Here is an 18,225-nt window from a genome sequence, read left to right as displayed (position 1 = left end):
TCGGTTTTCATTTCGGTCTTCATTGCGTGTCTCCTAAATCGGGACTCGTCACAGCCTCGCCATCACGTCCGGGGACATCTCCGGGGCGCGCGATCGGGACAAGATCAGCATACTTCAGCCGAGCCCATGCTCGGAAAGAAAGTCGTCGAATTCGGCGGGCGTCGCGTAGCTGGTTTGCGTACCGCGACGGGTGATCGAGAGGGCTGCATAACGCGCGGCCCGGGTCAGCGCCGCGGTGGGCTCCATCCCTTGTCCGAGGAAATGCGCGAAACTGCCGATGAAGGCGTCGCCTGCGCCGGTCGTGTCCACGGGGGTCACGGAGACGGGCGCGATCTCTTCGACGGTGTCCGCCGTGATCCGACGCGCACCGCGACCGCCGAGCGTCACGACGACGTTGTGGATGCCGCGCTCGATCAGGCTGCGCGCGGCGGCGATCACTTCATCCTCGGTGCCTGTCGGCAGCCCCGAGAGCATTGCCAGCTCGCTCTCGTTCGGACAGAACCAATCGAGCCCGTCGAGCCGCTCGATATCCAGGTCGGGATGCGCGGGCGCCGGATTGAGGATCGTCGTCACGCCTTCGCGCGCCCCGAAGGCCACGGTGTGATAGACCGTCTCCAGATCGACCTCGAGCTGCATCAGGATCGCGGAGGCGGCGCGCAGCGTCTCGGATGCCGCATCGACGTCAGCCGGGGCGAGCGCCGCGTTGGCACCTTTCACGATGAGGATCGCGTTCTCGCCATCGCGCTCGACGAAGATCGGCGCCACTCCCGAGGCTGCCCCTTCCACCGTCCGTACATGGGTCGTGTCGATCCCGTTCGCTTCCAAATTGGCACGGACCTGCGGGCCGAAGCCGTCATCGCCAACGCAAGTGACCATCGCCACATCCGAGCCAAGCCGCGCGGCGGCCACCGCCTGGTTCGCGCCCTTGCCCCCGAAGCCCATCACGAAATCGGGTGCCTCCAAGGTTTCGCCGCGACCCGGCATCCGGTCGATATAGGTCACCAAATCCATCATGTTCGAGCCGACGACGGCAATCTTCTCAGGCATTCTTTTTCTCCGTCAGTTCGAAAATTCTCGCGGCTCCGCCCGATAATGTTACGATCGCAACATAACTAGGACCTTCTCGCGCGACGCAGCGAGTGTCAACTACAACGTGAAGCTGATCCTGGCGAGAAGCCCGGCCTCGGTCACGACGCCCGAAATCTCGTCGAGCGTCGCAAAAACGACCGGCTTGCGCTGGCCGATCTTGCTGGCGTCCACCACCACAAAACACTGTTTCGAAAGCTCGATCGCCGCGCGTTTCAACGGGACTTCGTACTCGTGCGAACAGCTGAGCGCACCGTCAGAACCGACGCCACCAGCCGAGAGAAACGCCACGTCGATTCCGAGCGGCGCCAATCTCTCCTGCGGATTTCCGGCATGACAGGAGCGTGTGCTCGACTTGATCTCCCCGCCGAGAAACTCGACCGGGACACTGCTGCGCCCCTGAAGGATCTCCGCCGTGGTCAGACAATGGGTGATGATTCGCCGCGCTTTGCCCTGCGCCAGGAGCCGCGCGAGATGGGGCAACGTGGTGCCGGTATCGAGGAACACGACCGCGTCTTCGGGCACCAGGTCGAGCGCATGGCCCGCCGCCGCGCGCTTGGCGTCGATGGCGCGGTTCATCTGCGCGTCGAAGTCGTAATGCTCGGTCGTGCGGGTGGTGACGATATAGCCACCCCGGCAGGCAAACCCCGCCTCGGGCTGGGCCGCGTCGCGTCGCAGCGTCATCTCTGTCACGCCCATCTGCTCGGACAAATCCCGCAAACGCAGGGCGGGCGAGACATCTAGCAAGGCGGTTATCTGGTCGATCCGCTCTTGCTGGCGGCTGGGTCTGGTCACGATTTGGCTTTCAAGATCAGGATTTCGAAACGCGTTCCATAATCTGCAGAGTGTCCGTATCCGGCCCTACGAAAGCAAGACCTGCGTTCCAGACCGCACTGCGCCGCTGCGTCACGCCGCTGCGTCACGCCTCGTCAGCCAGTCGCGTCACCCGACCGCATTGGCCATGCTCTCGCGCACCGATCGGGCGGTTGATTGCAGCGTCAGGAAGGCGTCGAACCGCGCCGCGTGCAGACGTTCTATCACACCGCCTGCGGGCACGAACCGGGTCGCAACCTGCGACATCTCCCCCATCGCGGCTTGCAGGTCATCGAACCCGTTCGCCGCGACCGCGCCAAGCATCGCGGCGCCCAGCAGCACCGGTTCTTCGCAGCGCGTGACCACGACATCGCGCCCCGTTGCATCGGCGATGATCTGACGGGTGACCGGATGCGCACCCGCCCCGCCCGAGATCGAAATCTCCGAGATCGGCGCGCCGTGTTCGGCCTGCACCTCGATGATCTGGCGCAGCCCATAGGCCAGCCCGCAGACCCCCGCGACATAGAGCGCCACGAGCGAGTCCAGCCCGGTCTCCATCCCCTGCCCCACGATAACCGCCCGTGCGTCCGGATCGGCGAAGGGCGCACGGTTGCCAAGGAATTCCGGCACCACATGCAGCGCCTCGGCAAGCGTCGTAACCTCCGAGGGTGAACCCACCTTCTCGAGCGCGAGATCAGCGAGGAATTCGGGCACGGATTTGCCCGCGGCCTGCGCCCGGTCTCGTGCCTCCTGTGCGGCCGGATGCAGTTGCACCAGTTGCGCAATCGCAGCGCCCGCGCCGGATTGGCCGCCCTCGTTGAGCCACATCCCCGGGATCATCGCCGAGAAATACGGCCCCCAGACGCCGGGCACGAAGGCAGGCTCGCGCGTTGAGGTCATGGTGCAGGAGGACGTGCCGAACACATAGCCCAGACATTGCGCCGGATCGCCCGACCCGCCCTGCGCCGCGACTGTGCCAATCCCACCGGCATGGGCGTCGATCAGCCCGGCGGCGACCGGCGTTCCGGGCGTCAGGCCCATCTGCGCGGCGGCTTCCTCGGTCAGCCCCGCCCCAAGCGGCGTGCCCGGGTCGACAATCCGCGCGCCGATCCGTTCGAAGCCGTCCTCGGCCAGATCGCCAAGGCCGATCGCATGGAAATACTCCGGGTCCCAGCGGTTCTCATGGGCGAGATAAGTCCATTTGCAGGTGACCGTGCAGGCGGAGCGCTCCAGCGCGCCGCTCGCCTTCCATGTCAGGAAATCGGCGAGATCGAAGAAATGAAGCGCCTGCGCATAGATCTCGGGGCGCTCCTCGCGCAGCCACATCAGTTTCGGCGTCTGCATCTCCGGCGAAATGCGGCCGCCCACATAGCGCAGCACCGCGTGATCGCCCGCATTGATCCGCGCCGCCTGATCGCGGGCTCGGTGATCCATCCAGACGATGACATCGCGCTCGGGCGCATCAGGATCGCCCACGGGCAACCCGCCCTCCGGGCCGATCACGGCGAGCGAACAGGTCGCGTCGAATCCGATCCCCGCGACATCGCGCGGGTCCGCCCCCGACGCGGCGAGGGCTCCCGTCACGGCATCGCAGACCGCCTGCCAGATCTGGGCGCTCGATTGTTCGACATGGCCATGATCGTCCTGCCAAATCTCCAACGGATGTTTGCCGACACCGAGAAGCGTGCCCTCCGGGTCGAAAATCCCGGCGCGCGCCGAACCGGTTCCAACATCGACACCGACGAAAAGCTTGCTCACGTTGATCCTCCCCAGACGCGCATCTTGCCCAATCCTTAACGGTATCGGGCGGGGACTGCCAACCCGAGCCGGGGCAGACGATTCTCGCAGCACAGAGCTGTCACGCCGCCGAACCCCCGATATCGAGGCCGAAAGGCGTTCCGCTGCGAATAAAAACGCGGTCGCGCGGTTCAGCGTCGCGATGGACCGCGCGTCCACCCCACCACGAGGAAAGGGACGCATATCTCACGAACGATAACGTATTTGGAACATTGTCCCCACGCGCAATAGAACCAGCGGACCGCGAAAGCTTGCCATCACAAAAATCCTGAACAATTTGGGACAAAATCCCTAACCAGCGAGGTTACCCATGACCCGTCTCGCACGAATTTCCGCAGCCGTCGCCACCGGCGCTGCCCTGTTCGCCGCCAGCGCCGCGATGGCCAGCGATCTCGGCCCGCTCGTCACCCCGAGCGAGCTGAACGCCGAGATCGACACGCTCGATCCGGTGCTGCTCGACATCCGCACCGGCAGCTATGAGAAAGGCCATATCGACGGCGCCGTCTATGCGCCCTATTCGCTCTTCCGTGGCCCGGACAACAACCCCGGCCAGGTGCCGCCGATCGCGAAGCTGCAGGCGTCCTTCGAGCAGATCGGCCTCGAGCCCGATCGTCCGATCGTGATTATCGCACAGGGCGACACGGACACCGATTTCGGCGCCGCCGCGCGCGTCTACTGGACGCTGAAGAGCACCGGCTTCACCGAGCTGTCGATCCTGAATGGCGGCACGACCGCCTGGGCCAATGCCGGGCTGCCGATGTCGGACGTTACCGAGAACCTGATGCCGACCGATCTCGATCTGACGTGGAATGACCGCTGGACGGCGGAAACCCCGGCCGTGAGCGATGTCGTCAATGGCAAGGGCAAGGCGGTGCTCGTCGATGCGCGCCCGCCGGCCTTCTTCGAAGGCAAGAAAGCGCACTCCGCCGCCGCGCGTCCCGGCACCCTGCCCGGCGCCGAAAACCTGCCCTATACCAAGTTCTTCCGCTCCGGCGCGACGGTGATCGACGCGAAAGCCGATGCGGCCGCACTGAAGGAGAAGCTGGGCATCAAGGACGGCGAAGAGGTCGTGTCCTTCTGCAATACCGGGCACTGGGCGGCGACCGACTGGTTCGCCATGTCCGAGCTGGCGGGCATCGACAACGTCAAGCTCTATCCCGGTTCGATGGTGGAATATTCCCAGACCGACGGTAAGATGGCGAACACGCCCGGCCTGTTGCAGAACCTGCTGAACCAACTCACCGGAGGCTAAGAGTGTCCACGGCCATTCTTGAGAAACAGGCAGCGTCGGGCGGGATCGCCCGGCGCAGTGCTTTGATCCTCGCCGCTCTCGTGGCCATCGGCGCGCTCGCGCTGTTCGGCGGCGCGCGCTACGGCTTCATGCTGGCGATCGGCCTCGGCTTCGGCATCGCGCTGGAGGGGCTGCGCTTCGGCTTCGCGGGCCCTTGGCGGGCGATGATCGTGCGCCGTGAACCGGCGGGCATCCTCGCGCAGCTTCTGGCGATCGGTCTCGTCTCCATCGTCGCGATCCCCGCGATCACCAGCCATCCGGGCGAGCTGACCGGCGCGCAGGCCCCGATCGGCTTCGCGATGGTCGGCGGCGCGTTTGTCTTCGGCGCGGCGATGCAGGTTGTGATGGGTTGCGGCTCGGGCACGTTGGTCAATGCGGGTTCTGGCAACCCGATCGGGCTGCTCGCGCTCCCGTTCTTCGCGATCGGCAGCTTCTTCGGCGCTTACGGCCTGATCTGGTGGACCAATCTCGGAGCGCTGCCGATCCTGACCCTGCGCGGCACGAGCGGGCTCGCGGTGACGCTGATCCTGCTGGCTCTGGTGGCCGCCACGGTCTTCTTCCTCGGCAAGCGCGGCTCGCGGAGCCTGCCGCGGCGCTACGTCATCGCAGCGCTCGTCCTCGCAGCGCTCGCCATCGCGAACCTGCTGGTCGCCGGGCAGCCTTGGGGCGTCGTCTACGGGCTGGGTCTCTGGGTCGCGAAAGGCGTGAACGGGATGGGCTTCGATCTGACGCAATCGGCCTTCTATGCAGCCCCCGGCTCGATCACCCGCGTGAATGAGAGCCTGCTGACGGATTACACCTCGCTCACCGATATCGGCCTGATCGCCGGCGCATTCGGTGTGGCGGCATGGCGTCAGGGCGGCTTGTCGCAGAAACTGCCGAGCTATCCGGCGCGCGCCTGGGTCGCGACCGTCGTGGCGGGTTTCCTGCTTGGCTATTCCTCGCGTCTGGCCTTCGGGTGCAACGTCGGCGCCTTCTTCTCGGGCATCTCGACAGGCAGCCTGCACGGCTGGGTCTGGTTCGCGGCCGCCTTCGCGGGCGCCTATCTCGGCATCTGGCTGCGGCCTCGCCTTGGACTGGAGGCGCGCGCATGACCCGGAAAGCGACAGCCTTCACCGCGATGGCGGCACTGCTCCTACTGATCTGCGCGGATCTATTGGGCGCACCGCTCAATCCCTACCAAGCCCCTCCGGCCTTCGCCTTCGGATCCGGTCAGGTCGCAAGCGGCGGGTTCTGCGGAGCGCTGCCGAACTGATCTCCCAAATCCTTGCGATCTGGAACACCGGCCCGCTTCCCTCGGGCCGGTGTTTTCCTGCCCGACCTTGGAACCCCGTGCGCGGCCAGCTAGAGATCACCTGACGCGCCATCCGCGCGAAGGGAGCCCATCATGACCAGACATCCGATGTTCGGCATCTTGCTCGCGCTGTTCGGCGCGCTGGCGATTTCGCCCGACACGCTGCTGATGCGCTGGTCGGAGATGAGCGGCGCGCAGATGGTGATGTGGCGCGGCCTGCTGATGGGCGGCGCGATGTGGCTAATCTCCATCGTCGTGCGCAGGCGTCACCTGAGACACGACCTGAAGGCGCTTGCCAGCGGCGCAGGGCTGGCGCTGGTCGCATGCCATTTCTCGAACATGACGCTGTTCGCGGTGGGGATCGCCGCCGCGCCTGTGTCTATCGTGCTGTTCAGCGTCTCGACGGTGCCGGTCTTCGCGGCGCTGCTGTCGCGGCTGATCCTGCGCGAGACGACGCATTGGTCGACATGGCTCGCCATCGCGGCCGTGCTCAGCGGGATCGGGCTTGCGGTCTTCGGCCCCGCCCCGCCGAGCGTTGGCGGCAATCCGATCCTGGGCGCGCTTGCCGGTCTCGGCGTGGCGTTGAGCCTGTCGACGACCTTCGTCACTATCCGGCGCAATCCGCATCTGCCGATCCTGCTCGCCGTGGGCTCCGGGGCCGGGCTGGCAGGGCTCGCGGCGCTGATCTGGACGGGGGGCGCTGCCGTGACCGGCGGTCAGCTCTGGGCGATCGCGCTGGCAGGCGGCGTCGTGCTGCCGGTCTCCTTCATGTCGCTGTCGTTCGCCTCGCGCTACACCTCGGCCTCGAATGTGAGCCTGCTGATGCTTCTCGAGACGATCCTCGGACCGATCTGGGTCTGGTGGGGCACTGGCGAGGCCCCGAGCCGCGCGATGCTGATCGGCGGGGCGATCGTGATCGGGAGCCTTGCGCTCTATCTCTGGCACGCGGGCCATCGTCGACAAAGCGTCCTCCGGCGCAGCCAGTCAGCCGCGCCGGAGCATCTCTGAACCGCTTACTTCCGGGCTGCCGGCTTGGCAGCCGGTTTCGCGGGCTTCGCGGATTTGGCGGCTTTTTCCGCATCCGACGGCATCTCGATATTGATCTCGAGGCTCGAGATATCGTCGTTGCGCTCCATCCGGATATCGACGCCGTCCTCCTCGATCTCCATGTACTTGCGGATCACGGCGAGGATGTCGCGTTGCAGATCGGGCAGATAGTCGGCCTGCGCCGACCCGCTGCCGCGTTCATGCGCGAGAAGGATCTGCAAACGGTCCTTGGCCGTCTGCGCCGATTTCGCGCGGCGGGGTTTGAGCGAGAAACCGAACAGGCTCATGCGGACCGCCCGAAGAGCCGTCCGATGAAGCCCGGACGCTTCTCGCCCGGAATGCGCATCGGAATGTCCTCGCCGAGAAGCCGGCCGACCGCGTCGTCATAGGCGGCAGAGGCGCTCGACGGCTCGTCGAGCACGACCGGCATGCCGGTGTTCGACGCGCGCAGGACGGCGGTGCTTTCGGGCACGATGCCCAGCAGCGGGACGGCCAGAAGCTCCAGCACGTCTTCGACCGTCATCATCTCGCCCTTGTCAATGCGCGACTGATCGTGACGGGTCAGCAGCACCTGCGCCTTGACCGGCTCGCCGTCGGTTTCGGCACGACGGGTCTTCGACGACAGAAGGCCAAGCACCCGGTCACTGTCGCGCACCGAGGAGACTTCGGGGTTGGTCACGACGACCGCCTCATCGGCGAAGAACATCGCCAGCTGCGCACCACGCTCGATCCCGGCGGGGCTGTCGCAGATGATGTAGTCGAATTCCTGCCGCAGCTCGTCGAGCACCTTCTCGACGCCCTCTTGCGTCAGCGCGTCCTTGTCGCGGGTCTGCGAGGTCGGCAGGATCGAGAGCGTCTCGACCCGCTTGTCCTTGATCAACGCCTGCTTCAGCCGTGCATCGCCCTGAATGACGTTGATGAAGTCGAACACGACGCGGCGCTCGCAGCCCATGATCATGTCGAGGTTGCGCAGGCCCACGTCGAAATCGATCACGACGGTCTTGTGGCCGCGCTTGGCGAGACCGGCAGAGATTGCGGCGGCCGAGGTAGTCTTGCCCACGCCCCCCTTGCCCGAGGTGATCACGATCACCTTGCCGAGCGGCTTATCATCCTTGAGTTGCGTCATTCGAACGCCTCCACACAAAGTTTGTCATCGTCGAGGTAAACCTGCACGGACTTGTGACGAAGCTCCGCGGGAATGGTTTCGCTCGTTTTGTAAAGGCCCGCGATCGCGAGCAGTTCGGCGTCGAGCTGGCGGCAGAAGATGCGCGCGCTCTCGTCGCCATGTGCGCCTGCCATCGCCCGTCCCCGCAGCGCGCCGTAGACATGGATATTGCCCGCAGCCACCAGTTCCGCGCCCGAGGCGACAGAGCCGACCACCGTCAGATCGCCATGTTCGGCCACGATCATCTGGCCAGACCGCACAGGCGAGCGCACGATCTTGTTACGCGCGACCGGCGGCGCCGTCCGCTTCGCCGCGGGCTGCGGCTTTTGCGGCTTCGGCTCGGGCATCGCGGTCTCGCGGCCCACTTTGATCGGGATAATTCCGTAACCTTTCACGGCGCTTAGCTGCGCGTCGGTGGCGTTTTGCGCCCCGAAGATCTGCAGATCGCGCGCGAAGAGGTTGTCGATCATGTCGCGCACGTCGGCCGGTTTCGAAAACTCCGGCACCTGCGCGAAATCGAGCACCATAGGCGCACCGGCCAACAGATGCGGCGTTTTCGCAAGCTGTGCGTCGAGCGCGGCATAGAACGCACCATCGGGCGCGTCGGTCTCGAGCCGAAGCGCGATAGCGGTCAGGAAAAGACCGCGGAACTGAAAAGGCTGAACCGAGACCGGCGCAGGCTTCTGCCCGGTCTGAGATAGGGAATCGGACACGAGGGTAACTCGCTTCTGCTCAGGTGTGGGGATGCAGGGTGCACCCGCCTTGTTTTTCTTTGTTGTGTCGGATCGCGCACTGCAATTGCCAGCACAAAATCGCGATGGCCTCTCTACTCGGCTAAATCCTGCCGTCAACCGGAAGTGGACGAAGTTTTCGTGTAAAGACGTACGCTCTGACCGAGATCCTCGGTTGACCCAACGTCGAAAGGCCGGAGTGCAGCCCCGATCAGTTCCGGTCAAAGCCTCCGCGCCCGTCCAAAGCTGATCTGCCCCTGACTCGGCGGGAGGGTCTCCCGCGCGGGCTTGACCTTGCCTATATTCGACTGAAATGAACGGGGCGCGGCGCATGCCGCCCATTCGCCTGCCCCAGCTTGGCCCGAGAGAGGACCCACCTGATGAAATTCCGCTTCCCGATTGTCATCATCGACGAGGATTTTCGCTCCGAAAACACCTCTGGCCTTGGCATCCGGGCACTCGCACAGGCCATCGAGGCCGAAGGTTTCGAAGTGCTGGGCGTCACCAGCTATGGCGACCTGTCGCAATTCGCCCAACAGCAGAGCCGCGCCTCGGCCTTCGTGCTGGCGATCGACGACGAGGAATTCTCCGCCGGTCCCGAACTCGACCCGGCGGTCGAGAAGCTGCGCGCCTTCATCGAGGAAGTGCGTTGGAAAAACGCCGATGTGCCGATCTTCCTGCATGGCGAGACGAAGACCTCGCGCCATCTGCCCAACGACATCCTGCGCGAACTGCACGGCTTCATCCATATGTTCGAGGACACGCCGGATTTCGTGGCCAAACACATCATCCGTGAGGCGAAAAGCTATCTCGAAAGCATCCAGCCGCCTTTCTTCAAGCAGCTTCTCGACTATGCCGAGGACGGCTCCTACTCGTGGCACTGCCCGGGGCACTCGGGGGGCGTGGCCTTCCTGAAATCGCCCATCGGGCAGATGTATCACCAGTTCTACGGTGAGAACATGCTGCGCGCCGATGTCTGCAACGCCGTAGAGGAGCTGGGCCAGCTGCTGGACCATAACGGCGCGATCGGCGCGTCCGAGCGCAACGCCGCGCGGATCTTCAACTCCGATCACTGCTTCTTTGTGACCAATGGCACCTCGACCTCGAACAAGATGGTCTGGCACCACACGGTGGCCCCGGGCGACGTGGTCGTGGTCGACCGCAACTGTCACAAGTCGATCCTGCATGCGATCATCATGACCGGTGCGATCCCGGTCTTCCTGAAACCCACGCGGAACCACTGGGGCATCATCGGCCCGATCCAGCGCTCGGAATTCGAGCCCGAGGCGATCAAGGCGAAGATGCGCGCGAACCCGCTTCTGGCCGATTACGACATCGACGCTGTGCAGCCGCGGATCATGACCCTGACGCAGTCGACCTATGACGGCGTGCTTTACAACACCGAGGTGATCAAGGGGCTCCTCGACGGCTGGGTAGACAACCTGCATTTCGACGAGGCGTGGATCCCCCATGCCGCCTTCCACCCGTTCTACGGCCAGTATCACGCGATGGGCCGCAAGCGTGAGCGCACGGCCAAGTCGATCACCTATGCGACGCAATCGGTGCACAAGCTGCTCGCCGGGATTTCCCAGGCGAGCCACGTGCTGGTGCAGGACAGTCAGGAGGAAAAACTCGACCGGCACCTCTTCAACGAGAGCTACCTGATGCACACCTCGACCAGCCCGCAATATTCGATCATCGCAAGCTGCGACGTGGCGGCGGCGATGATGGAGCCTCCGGGCGGCACCGCGCTGGTGGAGGAAAGCATCGTCGAAGCGCTCGATTTCCGCCGCGCCATGGTGAAGGTCGAAGAGGAATACGGCCCCGAGGACTGGTGGTTTCAGGTATGGGGCCCGACCGATTTCCGCGCGGATGGCGACGGGATGGCCGAGACCCGCGACTGGGTTCTCAAGAAGACCGATGCCGAGGGCGTCGAGACTACCGGGTCGGATAGCTGGCACGGCTTTGGCGACATGGCGCCGGGCTTCAACATGCTCGACCCGATCAAGGCCACGATCATCACCCCCGGCCTCGACATCGAAGGGCATTTCGACGACAGCGGCATCCCGGCCTCGATCGTGTCGAAATATCTCGCCGAGCATGGCGTCGTGGTCGAGAAGACCGGGCTTTACAGCTTCTTCATCCTGTTCACGATCGGCATCACCAAGGGCCGCTGGAACACGCTCCTGGCGGCTCTCCAGCAGTTCAAGGACGATTACGACAAGAACCAGCCGCTGTGGCGCGTGATGCCGGAGTTTTCCGCGAAATTCCCGCGCTACGAGCGCATGGGGCTGAAAGATCTAAGCCAGCACGTCCATTCGCTTTACGCGAAATACGATGTCGCGCGGCTCTCGACCGAGATCTACCTGACCGATCATCACCCCGAGATGACGCCGTCGGAGGCCTTCTCGCATATCGCGCGGCGCAAGACCGAACGTGTCTCGATCGACGAGCTGGAAGGTCGGATCACGACGAGCCTCGTGACCCCCTACCCGCCGGGCATCCCGCTGCTGATCCCGGGCGAGGTCTTCAATTCGAAGATCGTCGAATACCTTCGCTTCAATCGTGAATTCGCGCATGAATGCCCTGGCTTCGAGACCGACATCCACGGCCTCGTGACGGAGACCGGCGAGGACGGCAAGACGCATTACTTCGCGGATTGCGTGGCGCGCTGAGGCGGCACGCCTAAGGTCGAACGAACAAAGGGCGCGGCTCGGTTTATCCCGACCGCGCCCTAACTCATTTCACAGACGGATCGTTTTCGAGAGGAAAGCAGCATGAGCGACATCCCGAAGAACACGATGATGGCCGTGGTCACGACCGGCACGGGTGGCTACGAGCGGCTCGAATACCGCGAGGTTGCGATGCCGGAGCCGGGGTCCGGCGAGGTGCTGCTGCAGGTGCTGGCGGCGGGCATCAACAACACCGACATCAACACCCGACTGGGCTGGTATTCTTCTGAGGTCAAATCCGGCACGCGGGACTCGCGCGAGGATGCGGAACATACAGATGGCGGCTGGAGCGGGGCCACGCCTTTCCCGCTTATCCAAGGCACCGATTGTTGTGGGCGAGTCATCGCGGTGGGAGACGGTGGCGATGAAGCCCTGATCGGCACTCGCGTACTGGTGCGGTCCTGCATGCGCCAAAACGGTTTCTCCTCGATGGACACCGTCTGGCTCGGCTCGAATTTCGACGGGGCCTTCGCGCAATACGTCAAAGTGCCCGCAGGCGAGGTCTTCGCCATCGACAGCGACTGGAGCGACGCCGAACTCGCCACCCTGCCCTGCGCATATGGCACCGCCGAGAACATGATCCACCGCGCAGGCGTCACCGCGGGCGAGCGCGTGCTGGTGCCAGGCGCCTCGGGCGGCGTTGGCTCGGCGCTGATCCAGCTTCTCAAACGGCGCGGCGCGGAGGTGATCGCTGTCACCAGCGCCGCCAAGCGCGAGATGGTGCTGGAGATCGGAGCGGATCAGGTGCTCTGTCGCGAAGACGATCCCGTAGCGGCAATCGGCGAAAGCTGCGTGGATGTCGTGATCGACAACGTCGCCGGGCCGGGTTTCGGGACGATGCTGAAACTGCTCCGGCGCGGCGGGCGCTATGCCTCCTCCGGCGCGATTGCGGGACCAATCGTGGAGCTGGACATGCGCGACATGTATCTCAAGGACATCACCCTGATCGGCTGTACCGCATGGGACGAACCCGTCTTCGGCAACCTGATCTCCTATGTCGAGAAGGCCGAAATCCGCCCCTTGCTGGCGGCCACCTACCCGCTCGATCAGATCGCCGAGGCGCAGAAGGTGTTTCAGCAAAAGCGACACGCCGGGAAGATCGTGCTGATCCCGGGGCCGTAAAGTGTCGGAACCGCAGACCTAGGCCGGAATCGGCTGTTCAGATATTACCCGGTATCGGTCGTCACTTGCCGGGATCGGGCGGATCGGTGAACACCCGCACGAGCATCGTGCCGACGATCCACACTCCGAAGGTCAAGACGATGGTGGCGCCGGTGCTCAGGTAACCGCCGACAAAACCGGCCAGCGCGATCACGACGCCGATGGCGCCGACGAGCCCGACCAACTCATGTCTTTTCTGGCGAAAGCCCATCGGTCTGCCCCCGTCCTCATGCTCTGCCAGGCCGTCCGGTCCGGCCCCTACGCGTTCTTCTGATCGTCCTCATCGGGCTCCTTGACCCGCTCGATCTCCACCTTGACCCGGGTGACGAGCCCCGCGATCACGCCAAGGACGGCCAGCCAAGGCGCGGCGAGCACCACGACCCCGCTGACGGCGAGGCTGAGATTGAGGGGTGCCTCCACGAAGGGATCCCCGTCGGCGGAGCTGATACGCAGCTGGCGCACGCTCCCCTCTTTCGCCAATTCCTTGACGCGATCGACGAGTTGGCTTCCCGCGACCTCGATTTCTTCCCAGGCGGTACGGTCGGACTTCTTGTCGTCTTCCATCGAACTGTTCCTCTTCAAGGGGTAACATAGAGGCGATTGTAGCAGCGCACTTGCCACAGGTTGATGCGACAGCGCGATCACAGGTGACCGCTTCCCGCTGCGCAGATGGAGAGAAACACGATTTTGCGACTTCCGCCTTGATCTTCGTCAGGCAAGGCCGGAAAGGGCCACTCGCAGATCGGGAGATCGCAGTCACTCTCCCTCCGGAACGGCCCCGCTGCCCGGTCAGATTGCGGGTTTGCATGCAAGTGGCGGAGGAGGTGGGATTCGAACCCACGGTAGGCTTTCACCTACGTCGGTTTTCAAGACCGGTGCATTAAACCACTCTGCCACTCCTCCGACGGGTCTCGCTTAGACCGCTTCACGCGATTCTGAAAGTCTCGCGCGCCGATTTCCGCGCGTGGGCGTTGGGGCCGCTTTTCACGGGCTCTGCAAATCGCTAGGATCGCGCGCAAGGCATGGCGCAAGCGGTGCAGACGCGCAGGCAAGAGGCGGGCGAACCGCGCGAGAAGGGGCACAGGATGAGTGAGCAGACGGGAATGACGCGCAAGCGTGTAACGGGCTTTGCCCTTATGCTGGGCGCGGGGATCGCGCTGGCGGGCTGTCAGGAGAGCGGCGGCTCCCCGTTCGGGCTTTTCAAGAAGAAGCCGACCGATGAGACCGCGGCGCCCGGTGCGGCCGAGGCCGTCACCGAGAACGGCCAGAAGATGATCGAGCGAGATGTCGAAGCGCCGCAGGTCTTCTCGGTCGACGAGAAGGGCCTGTGGGACGGGCGTCCCTCGCTCGGCGGCGTCTGGGTCGCGCATCCGAACGTGAAGGATCCCGAGCGGGTGATCATCCGCAACCCGTCGAACGGCAAATTCGTGATCGGGGCCCTGTTCAAGCGCGAAAACGACAATCCGGGACCGAAACTGCAGGTCAGTTCCGACGCGGCCAATGCGCTGGGACTTCTGGCGGGCGCGCCGACCGAGCTGTCCGTGGTGGCGCTGCGCCGAGAGACGGTTCCGGTCAAGCAAGACAACCCCGCGCCGCTCGTCGACAAGCCGGTGATCGCGGCCCCCGAGGCGGTGGAACGGAAGTCGCTCGACGAGGTAACCTCGACTGCCGCGGCCGGGATCGCCAAGGCGCAGGGCACGCCGAAGCCCACGGCCAAGCCGGTCAAACCCGCGATCGGCGCGCCGCCTGCCCCGGCACCGGCCCCGGCGGCACCGGTGGCCGCAGCGGCTCCACAACCCAGCACGCCGAAGATGAGCACTGGCGCTGGTTATATCCAGATCGGTATCTTTTCCGCCGAGGCGAATGCGAAACGCGCCCAGAGCCAGATGGCGAAGGCCGGCGTGATCGCCGAGATCGTAAAGGAACAAAGCCATTCCAAGACCTTCTGGCGCGTGATCGCGGGCCCTGCGCCCACGAAATCCGACCTCGACGCGCTCAAGACCAAAATTCACGGGCTGGGCTACCCCGACGCCTATCCCGTCTCGAAATAGGACTACGCAGAAGATATGACCTTCATTCGCCTGATCGCCGCCACACTTGCAGCCTGCCTGTTCGCCCTGCCCGCCGCCGCTTTCGACACCAAGGCTCATGCCGCTTGGGTCTATGACCTCTCGACCAAGACCGTCTTGATGGCGAAGAACGCGGATATCCCGCTGCCGCCGGCCTCGATGTCGAAACTGATGACGCTCGATCTGCTGTTCGAGGCGCTGGAAGACGGTCGGGTGACGATGGACACAACCTTCCCGGTGTCCGAGCATGCGCAGTCGATGGGCGGCTCGACGATGTTCCTCAACACGACCGATCGCCCCACCGTGCGCGACCTGATCCAGGGCATCATCATCAACTCGGGCAACGACGCCTGCGTCGTGGTGGCCGAGGGGCTGGCGGGCTCGGAGTCCTCCTTCGCCGATCTGATGACCAAGCGCGCGCATGAACTGGGCATGAAGAACTCGATGTTCGCCAACTCGAATGGCTGGCCCGACCCCGGTCAGCGCATGTCGGTCCACGATCTCGGGATCGTCGCAAGCCGGATCATCACCCATTTCCCGCAATATTATCACTTCTTCAGCGAGACCCATTTCAACTACAAGGATCGCGCCCCGGCCAATGCCGAGAACCGCAATCCGCTTCTGGACATCCGCGCCGCCGACTGGAAGGCCGACGGCATGAAGACCGGTCACACGCAGGAAGCGGGCTACGGCCTCGTGGGCTCCGCCGTGATGGGCGAGCGTCGCATCGTCTTCGTCCTCGCGGGCATGGATTCCGAACAGGCGCGTCGCTCGGAAGGCGAAGCGGTCGCGAACTGGGCCTTCCGTCAGTTCGTGATGAAGGATGTTGCGAAAGCGGGCACCAAGCTCGCAGAAGCGCCGGTGTGGCTGGGCGGGAAGTCGACCGTCGGTCTCGCGCCGAAAACCGATCTGTCGCTGCTGATCCCCGCCGGCGCGAAGGACAAGGTCAGCGCCGAGGCCGTGTTCAAAGGCCCGCTGCAGGCGCCGATCAAGCAGGGTCAGGAGGTGGGCAAGCTGGTGATCACCGTGCCCGGCCTCGACAATGCCAACGAAATCCCGCTGGTCGCCACCGAGGACGTCAAGAAGGGCGGCTTCGTCGTGCGCGTGAAAGCGGCTCTGGCGCGGCTCTCGGGCAAGGCGTTCGAAGCGGCGATGGAACGGGTGAACAGCTAAACGCGCATGTTCATCAGCTTCGAGGGGATCGACGGATCGGGTAAATCCACACAGGCGCGGATGCTGGCCGAAACCCTGCGGGCTGCGGGGCGCGAAGTCGTTCTGACGCGCGAACCCGGTGGCTCCCCGGGGGCCGAGGAAATCCGTCGGCTGGTGCTCGAGGGCGATCCCGACCGCTGGTCGGCCGAGACCGAGATCCTTCTGTTCACTGCCGCGCGCCGCGACCATCTGGAGCGCGTGATCGAACCGGCACTGACCGCCGGAAAGGTCGTGATCTGCGACCGCTTCGCAGATTCGACCCGGATGTATCAGGGCCTCTCGCGCGGGGATCTGCGCGCGGTGGTCGATCAGCTGCACGCCCTGATGATCGGGCGCGAGCCGGACCTGACCGTGCTGATCGACATCGACCCCGCCACCGGCCTCGCCCGCGCCAAGGGGCGCCAGGGCACCGAAGAACGTTTCGAGGATTTCGGCGTCGGCTTGCAGGAAAAGATGCGCGCGGGGTTCCTGTCTCTGGCCGAGGAATTCGCGGACCGCTTCCGCGTGATCGACGGTGCGCGACAGGCGGATGAAATCGCCGCCGATGTGCTGAGCGCCGTGCAGGCGGAACTGCAAAACTAGGGGCCGAGGGGGTGCGACCCGGGGCTGCTCGCCCCGCGCCGATAGCCGAGCCCCCGAGCCTTACGCGAAAACCCCGCTGGAAACCGCCCGCGCGCGCATTTAGAGTGCCGCCATGAGCCTCGCCGATCTCCCCGATCCGACCCTTGCGCCCGGTGCGCGACACCCGCGCGACACGCTGCGTCTGGTGGGTCAGGCGCGGGCCGAAGAGGGCTTTCTCGACGCGTACAACATGGGACGGCTGCATCACGGCTGGCTGCTGACCGGACCGCGCGGCGTGGGCAAGGCGACGCTGGCCTGGCGGATCACCCGCTTTCTGATGACCCAACCCGAAGAGGATGGGCCGGGCCTGTTCGGCGAACCGGAACGCCCCACCAGCCTCGAGCCCGATCCGAACCACCCGGCGCTCAGTCGTATCCACGCCGGATCGGAGCCCGGTATCTTTGTGCTCAAACGCGGGCCCAACGCCACCGAATCCGCGCTGTCGCAGGACATCCGTGTCGACGAGGTGCGCAAGCTGCGTTCCTTCCTGCATCTGTCTGCCGCCGAGGGCGGGCGACGCGTGGTGATCGTCGATGCTGCCGACGAGATGAACACGCAGGCCGCTAACGCGCTCCTGAAACTACTCGAAGAGCCGCCGCCGCGGGTGACCTTCCTGTTGATCGCGCATCAGCCGGCGCGGCTGCTGCCAACGATCCGCTCCCGCTGTCGCGAATTGCGACTGGGCACGCTCTCGGCCGAGCAGATGGAAGCCGCGATTGCCGCCGCCGAGGAAGATGGCGAGCCGCCGGACCTCGACCACCACGCGCTGGCCGCGCTCTCGGGCGGCTCCGTCGGCACCGCGATCCGGCTGATCAATCAGGACGGCATGACGACCTACGCCAAGCTCGTCGACCTGATGGGCACCCTCCCCCGGCTCGACCGTCTGGGCGCGCTGGCGCTGGCCGAAAGCTGCGTGGGCAAGGCGAACGAGAACCGCTTCATCCTCGTCCTCAACCTGATCGACCTCTTTCTCTCGCGTGCCGCGCGCGCGGGCGTGATGGGACCGCCCCACCCCGAGGCCGCCCCCGGCGAGGCACAGCTTCTCGCACGATTGTCGCCCGACGATCAGGCAGCGATGAAATGGGCCGCCCTTCATCAGAGCATGGGCGCACGCGCCGCCCACGGTCGGGCGGTCAACCTTGACCCTGCCGCGCTCGTGATGGATATCGTCTTGGAGATCACAGCCGCCGCCTCCTGATGCGGCGC

The 18,225-nt window shown here is 65.0% G+C and carries 18 protein-coding genes and 1 tRNA gene; 10 read left to right on the top strand and 9 right to left on the bottom strand.

The genetic code is table 11. The annotated features are described in order from the left end of the window. Positions 1–114: 114 nt before the first annotated feature. The 3 genes from rbsK to B6V75_RS14185 all read right to left on the bottom strand — a co-directional run bounded on the left by rbsK (position 115) and on the right by B6V75_RS14185 (position 3,657). Positions 115–1,047 carry a ribokinase gene (gene rbsK / locus B6V75_RS14195; protein ID WP_088720131.1) on the bottom strand — a complete coding sequence of 311 codons (933 nt, stop codon included), beginning with the start codon at positions 1,045–1,047 and terminating at the stop codon, positions 115–117. Positions 1,048–1,146: 99 nt separating this feature from the next. Then, positions 1,147–1,881: a DeoR/GlpR family DNA-binding transcription regulator gene (locus B6V75_RS14190; RefSeq protein ID WP_088720130.1), complete on the bottom strand. Its 735-nt coding sequence runs from the start codon at positions 1,879–1,881 to the stop codon at positions 1,147–1,149. 147 nt (positions 1,882–2,028) lie between these two features. Continuing rightward, positions 2,029–3,657, bottom strand: a complete 1,629-nt coding sequence (locus B6V75_RS14185; RefSeq protein WP_088720129.1) for an FGGY-family carbohydrate kinase — start codon at positions 3,655–3,657, stop codon at positions 2,029–2,031. 349 nt (positions 3,658–4,006) lie between these two features. On the opposite strand from B6V75_RS14185, the gene B6V75_RS14180 reads away from it, so the two are divergent. From B6V75_RS14180 to B6V75_RS14170, 4 genes are all read left to right on the top strand, one after another. Then, positions 4,007–4,948: a rhodanese-like domain-containing protein gene (locus tag B6V75_RS14180; RefSeq protein ID WP_088720128.1), complete on the top strand. Its 942-nt coding sequence runs from the start codon at positions 4,007–4,009 to the stop codon at positions 4,946–4,948. A gap of 2 nt (positions 4,949–4,950) precedes the next feature. Next, complete coding sequence (locus B6V75_RS14175; RefSeq protein ID WP_233243159.1) at positions 4,951–6,081, top strand: YeeE/YedE family protein; 1,131 nt, start codon at positions 4,951–4,953, stop codon at positions 6,079–6,081. Beyond that, entirely contained in the window at positions 6,078–6,242 is a 165-nt protein-coding gene (locus B6V75_RS18715; protein ID WP_157771600.1) for a hypothetical protein, read from the top strand. Before B6V75_RS14175 ends, B6V75_RS18715 begins: the two co-directional genes overlap by 4 nt. A 132-nt stretch (positions 6,243–6,374) precedes the next feature. Continuing rightward, entirely contained in the window at positions 6,375–7,289 is a 915-nt protein-coding gene (locus B6V75_RS14170; RefSeq protein WP_088720127.1) for a DMT family transporter, read from the top strand. A gap of 5 nt (positions 7,290–7,294) precedes the next feature. On the opposite strand, the gene minE is transcribed toward B6V75_RS14170, so the two are convergent. Genes minE through minC form a run of 3 tightly spaced genes read right to left on the bottom strand, consistent with a single transcriptional unit; the run spans position 7,295 to position 9,206 of the window. Beyond that, complete coding sequence (gene minE / locus B6V75_RS14165) at positions 7,295–7,615, bottom strand: cell division topological specificity factor MinE (RefSeq protein ID WP_075776902.1); 321 nt, start codon at positions 7,613–7,615, stop codon at positions 7,295–7,297. Next, complete coding sequence (gene minD / locus B6V75_RS14160; protein WP_075776903.1) at positions 7,612–8,454, bottom strand: septum site-determining protein MinD; 843 nt, start codon at positions 8,452–8,454, stop codon at positions 7,612–7,614. The genes minE and minD overlap by 4 nt, the downstream gene beginning before the upstream one ends. Continuing rightward, on the bottom strand, positions 8,451–9,206 hold the full coding sequence (gene minC / locus B6V75_RS14155) for a septum site-determining protein MinC (RefSeq protein WP_075776904.1): 756 nt from the start codon (positions 9,204–9,206) through the stop codon (positions 8,451–8,453). The genes minD and minC overlap by 4 nt, the downstream gene beginning before the upstream one ends. A gap of 398 nt (positions 9,207–9,604) precedes the next feature. Between minC and B6V75_RS14150 the strand changes: the two genes are divergently transcribed. Both B6V75_RS14150 and B6V75_RS14145 read left to right on the top strand, forming a co-directional pair. Beyond that, on the top strand, positions 9,605–11,899 hold the full coding sequence (locus B6V75_RS14150; protein WP_075776905.1) for an arginine/lysine/ornithine decarboxylase: 2,295 nt from the start codon (positions 9,605–9,607) through the stop codon (positions 11,897–11,899). Between the two features lie 102 nt (positions 11,900–12,001). Further along, on the top strand, positions 12,002–13,078 hold the full coding sequence (locus B6V75_RS14145; RefSeq protein ID WP_240496972.1) for an alcohol dehydrogenase family protein: 1,077 nt from the start codon (positions 12,002–12,004) through the stop codon (positions 13,076–13,078). Between the two features lie 61 nt (positions 13,079–13,139). Here the strand turns inward: B6V75_RS14145 and B6V75_RS14140 are convergent, their stop codons facing one another. From B6V75_RS14140 to B6V75_RS14130, 3 genes are all read right to left on the bottom strand, one after another. Beyond that, complete coding sequence (locus tag B6V75_RS14140; RefSeq protein WP_075776906.1) at positions 13,140–13,328, bottom strand: hypothetical protein; 189 nt, start codon at positions 13,326–13,328, stop codon at positions 13,140–13,142. 47 nt (positions 13,329–13,375) lie between these two features. After that, entirely contained in the window at positions 13,376–13,681 is a 306-nt protein-coding gene (locus tag B6V75_RS14135) for a DUF4342 domain-containing protein (RefSeq protein ID WP_088720126.1), read from the bottom strand. A gap of 249 nt (positions 13,682–13,930) precedes the next feature. Then, positions 13,931–14,020, bottom strand: a tRNA-Ser gene (locus tag B6V75_RS14130). Between the two features lie 182 nt (positions 14,021–14,202). Between B6V75_RS14130 and B6V75_RS14125 the strand changes: the two genes are divergently transcribed. The 4 genes from B6V75_RS14125 to B6V75_RS14110 all read left to right on the top strand — a co-directional run bounded on the left by B6V75_RS14125 (position 14,203) and on the right by B6V75_RS14110 (position 18,217). Continuing rightward, a complete protein-coding gene (locus B6V75_RS14125; RefSeq protein WP_240496971.1) occupies positions 14,203–15,168 on the top strand; it encodes an SPOR domain-containing protein in 966 nt (321 codons plus the stop codon). Positions 15,169–15,183: 15 nt separating this feature from the next. Next, complete coding sequence (locus B6V75_RS14120) at positions 15,184–16,359, top strand: D-alanyl-D-alanine carboxypeptidase family protein (protein ID WP_077701284.1); 1,176 nt, start codon at positions 15,184–15,186, stop codon at positions 16,357–16,359. 6 nt (positions 16,360–16,365) lie between these two features. Next, complete coding sequence (gene tmk / locus B6V75_RS14115) at positions 16,366–16,980, top strand: dTMP kinase (RefSeq protein WP_088720124.1); 615 nt, start codon at positions 16,366–16,368, stop codon at positions 16,978–16,980. Positions 16,981–17,092: 112 nt separating this feature from the next. Next, complete coding sequence (locus B6V75_RS14110) at positions 17,093–18,217, top strand: DNA polymerase III subunit delta' (RefSeq protein ID WP_088720123.1); 1,125 nt, start codon at positions 17,093–17,095, stop codon at positions 18,215–18,217. Positions 18,218–18,225: the final 8 nt, after the last annotated feature.

The organism is Thioclava sp. F1Mire-8, assembly GCF_002213165.1.
In the GTDB taxonomy this organism is placed as follows: domain Bacteria; phylum Pseudomonadota; class Alphaproteobacteria; order Rhodobacterales; family Rhodobacteraceae; genus Thioclava; species Thioclava nitratireducens.
The sequence above is the reverse complement of the archived record's forward strand: the minus strand, read 5'-3'. Positions and strand labels throughout refer to the sequence as shown.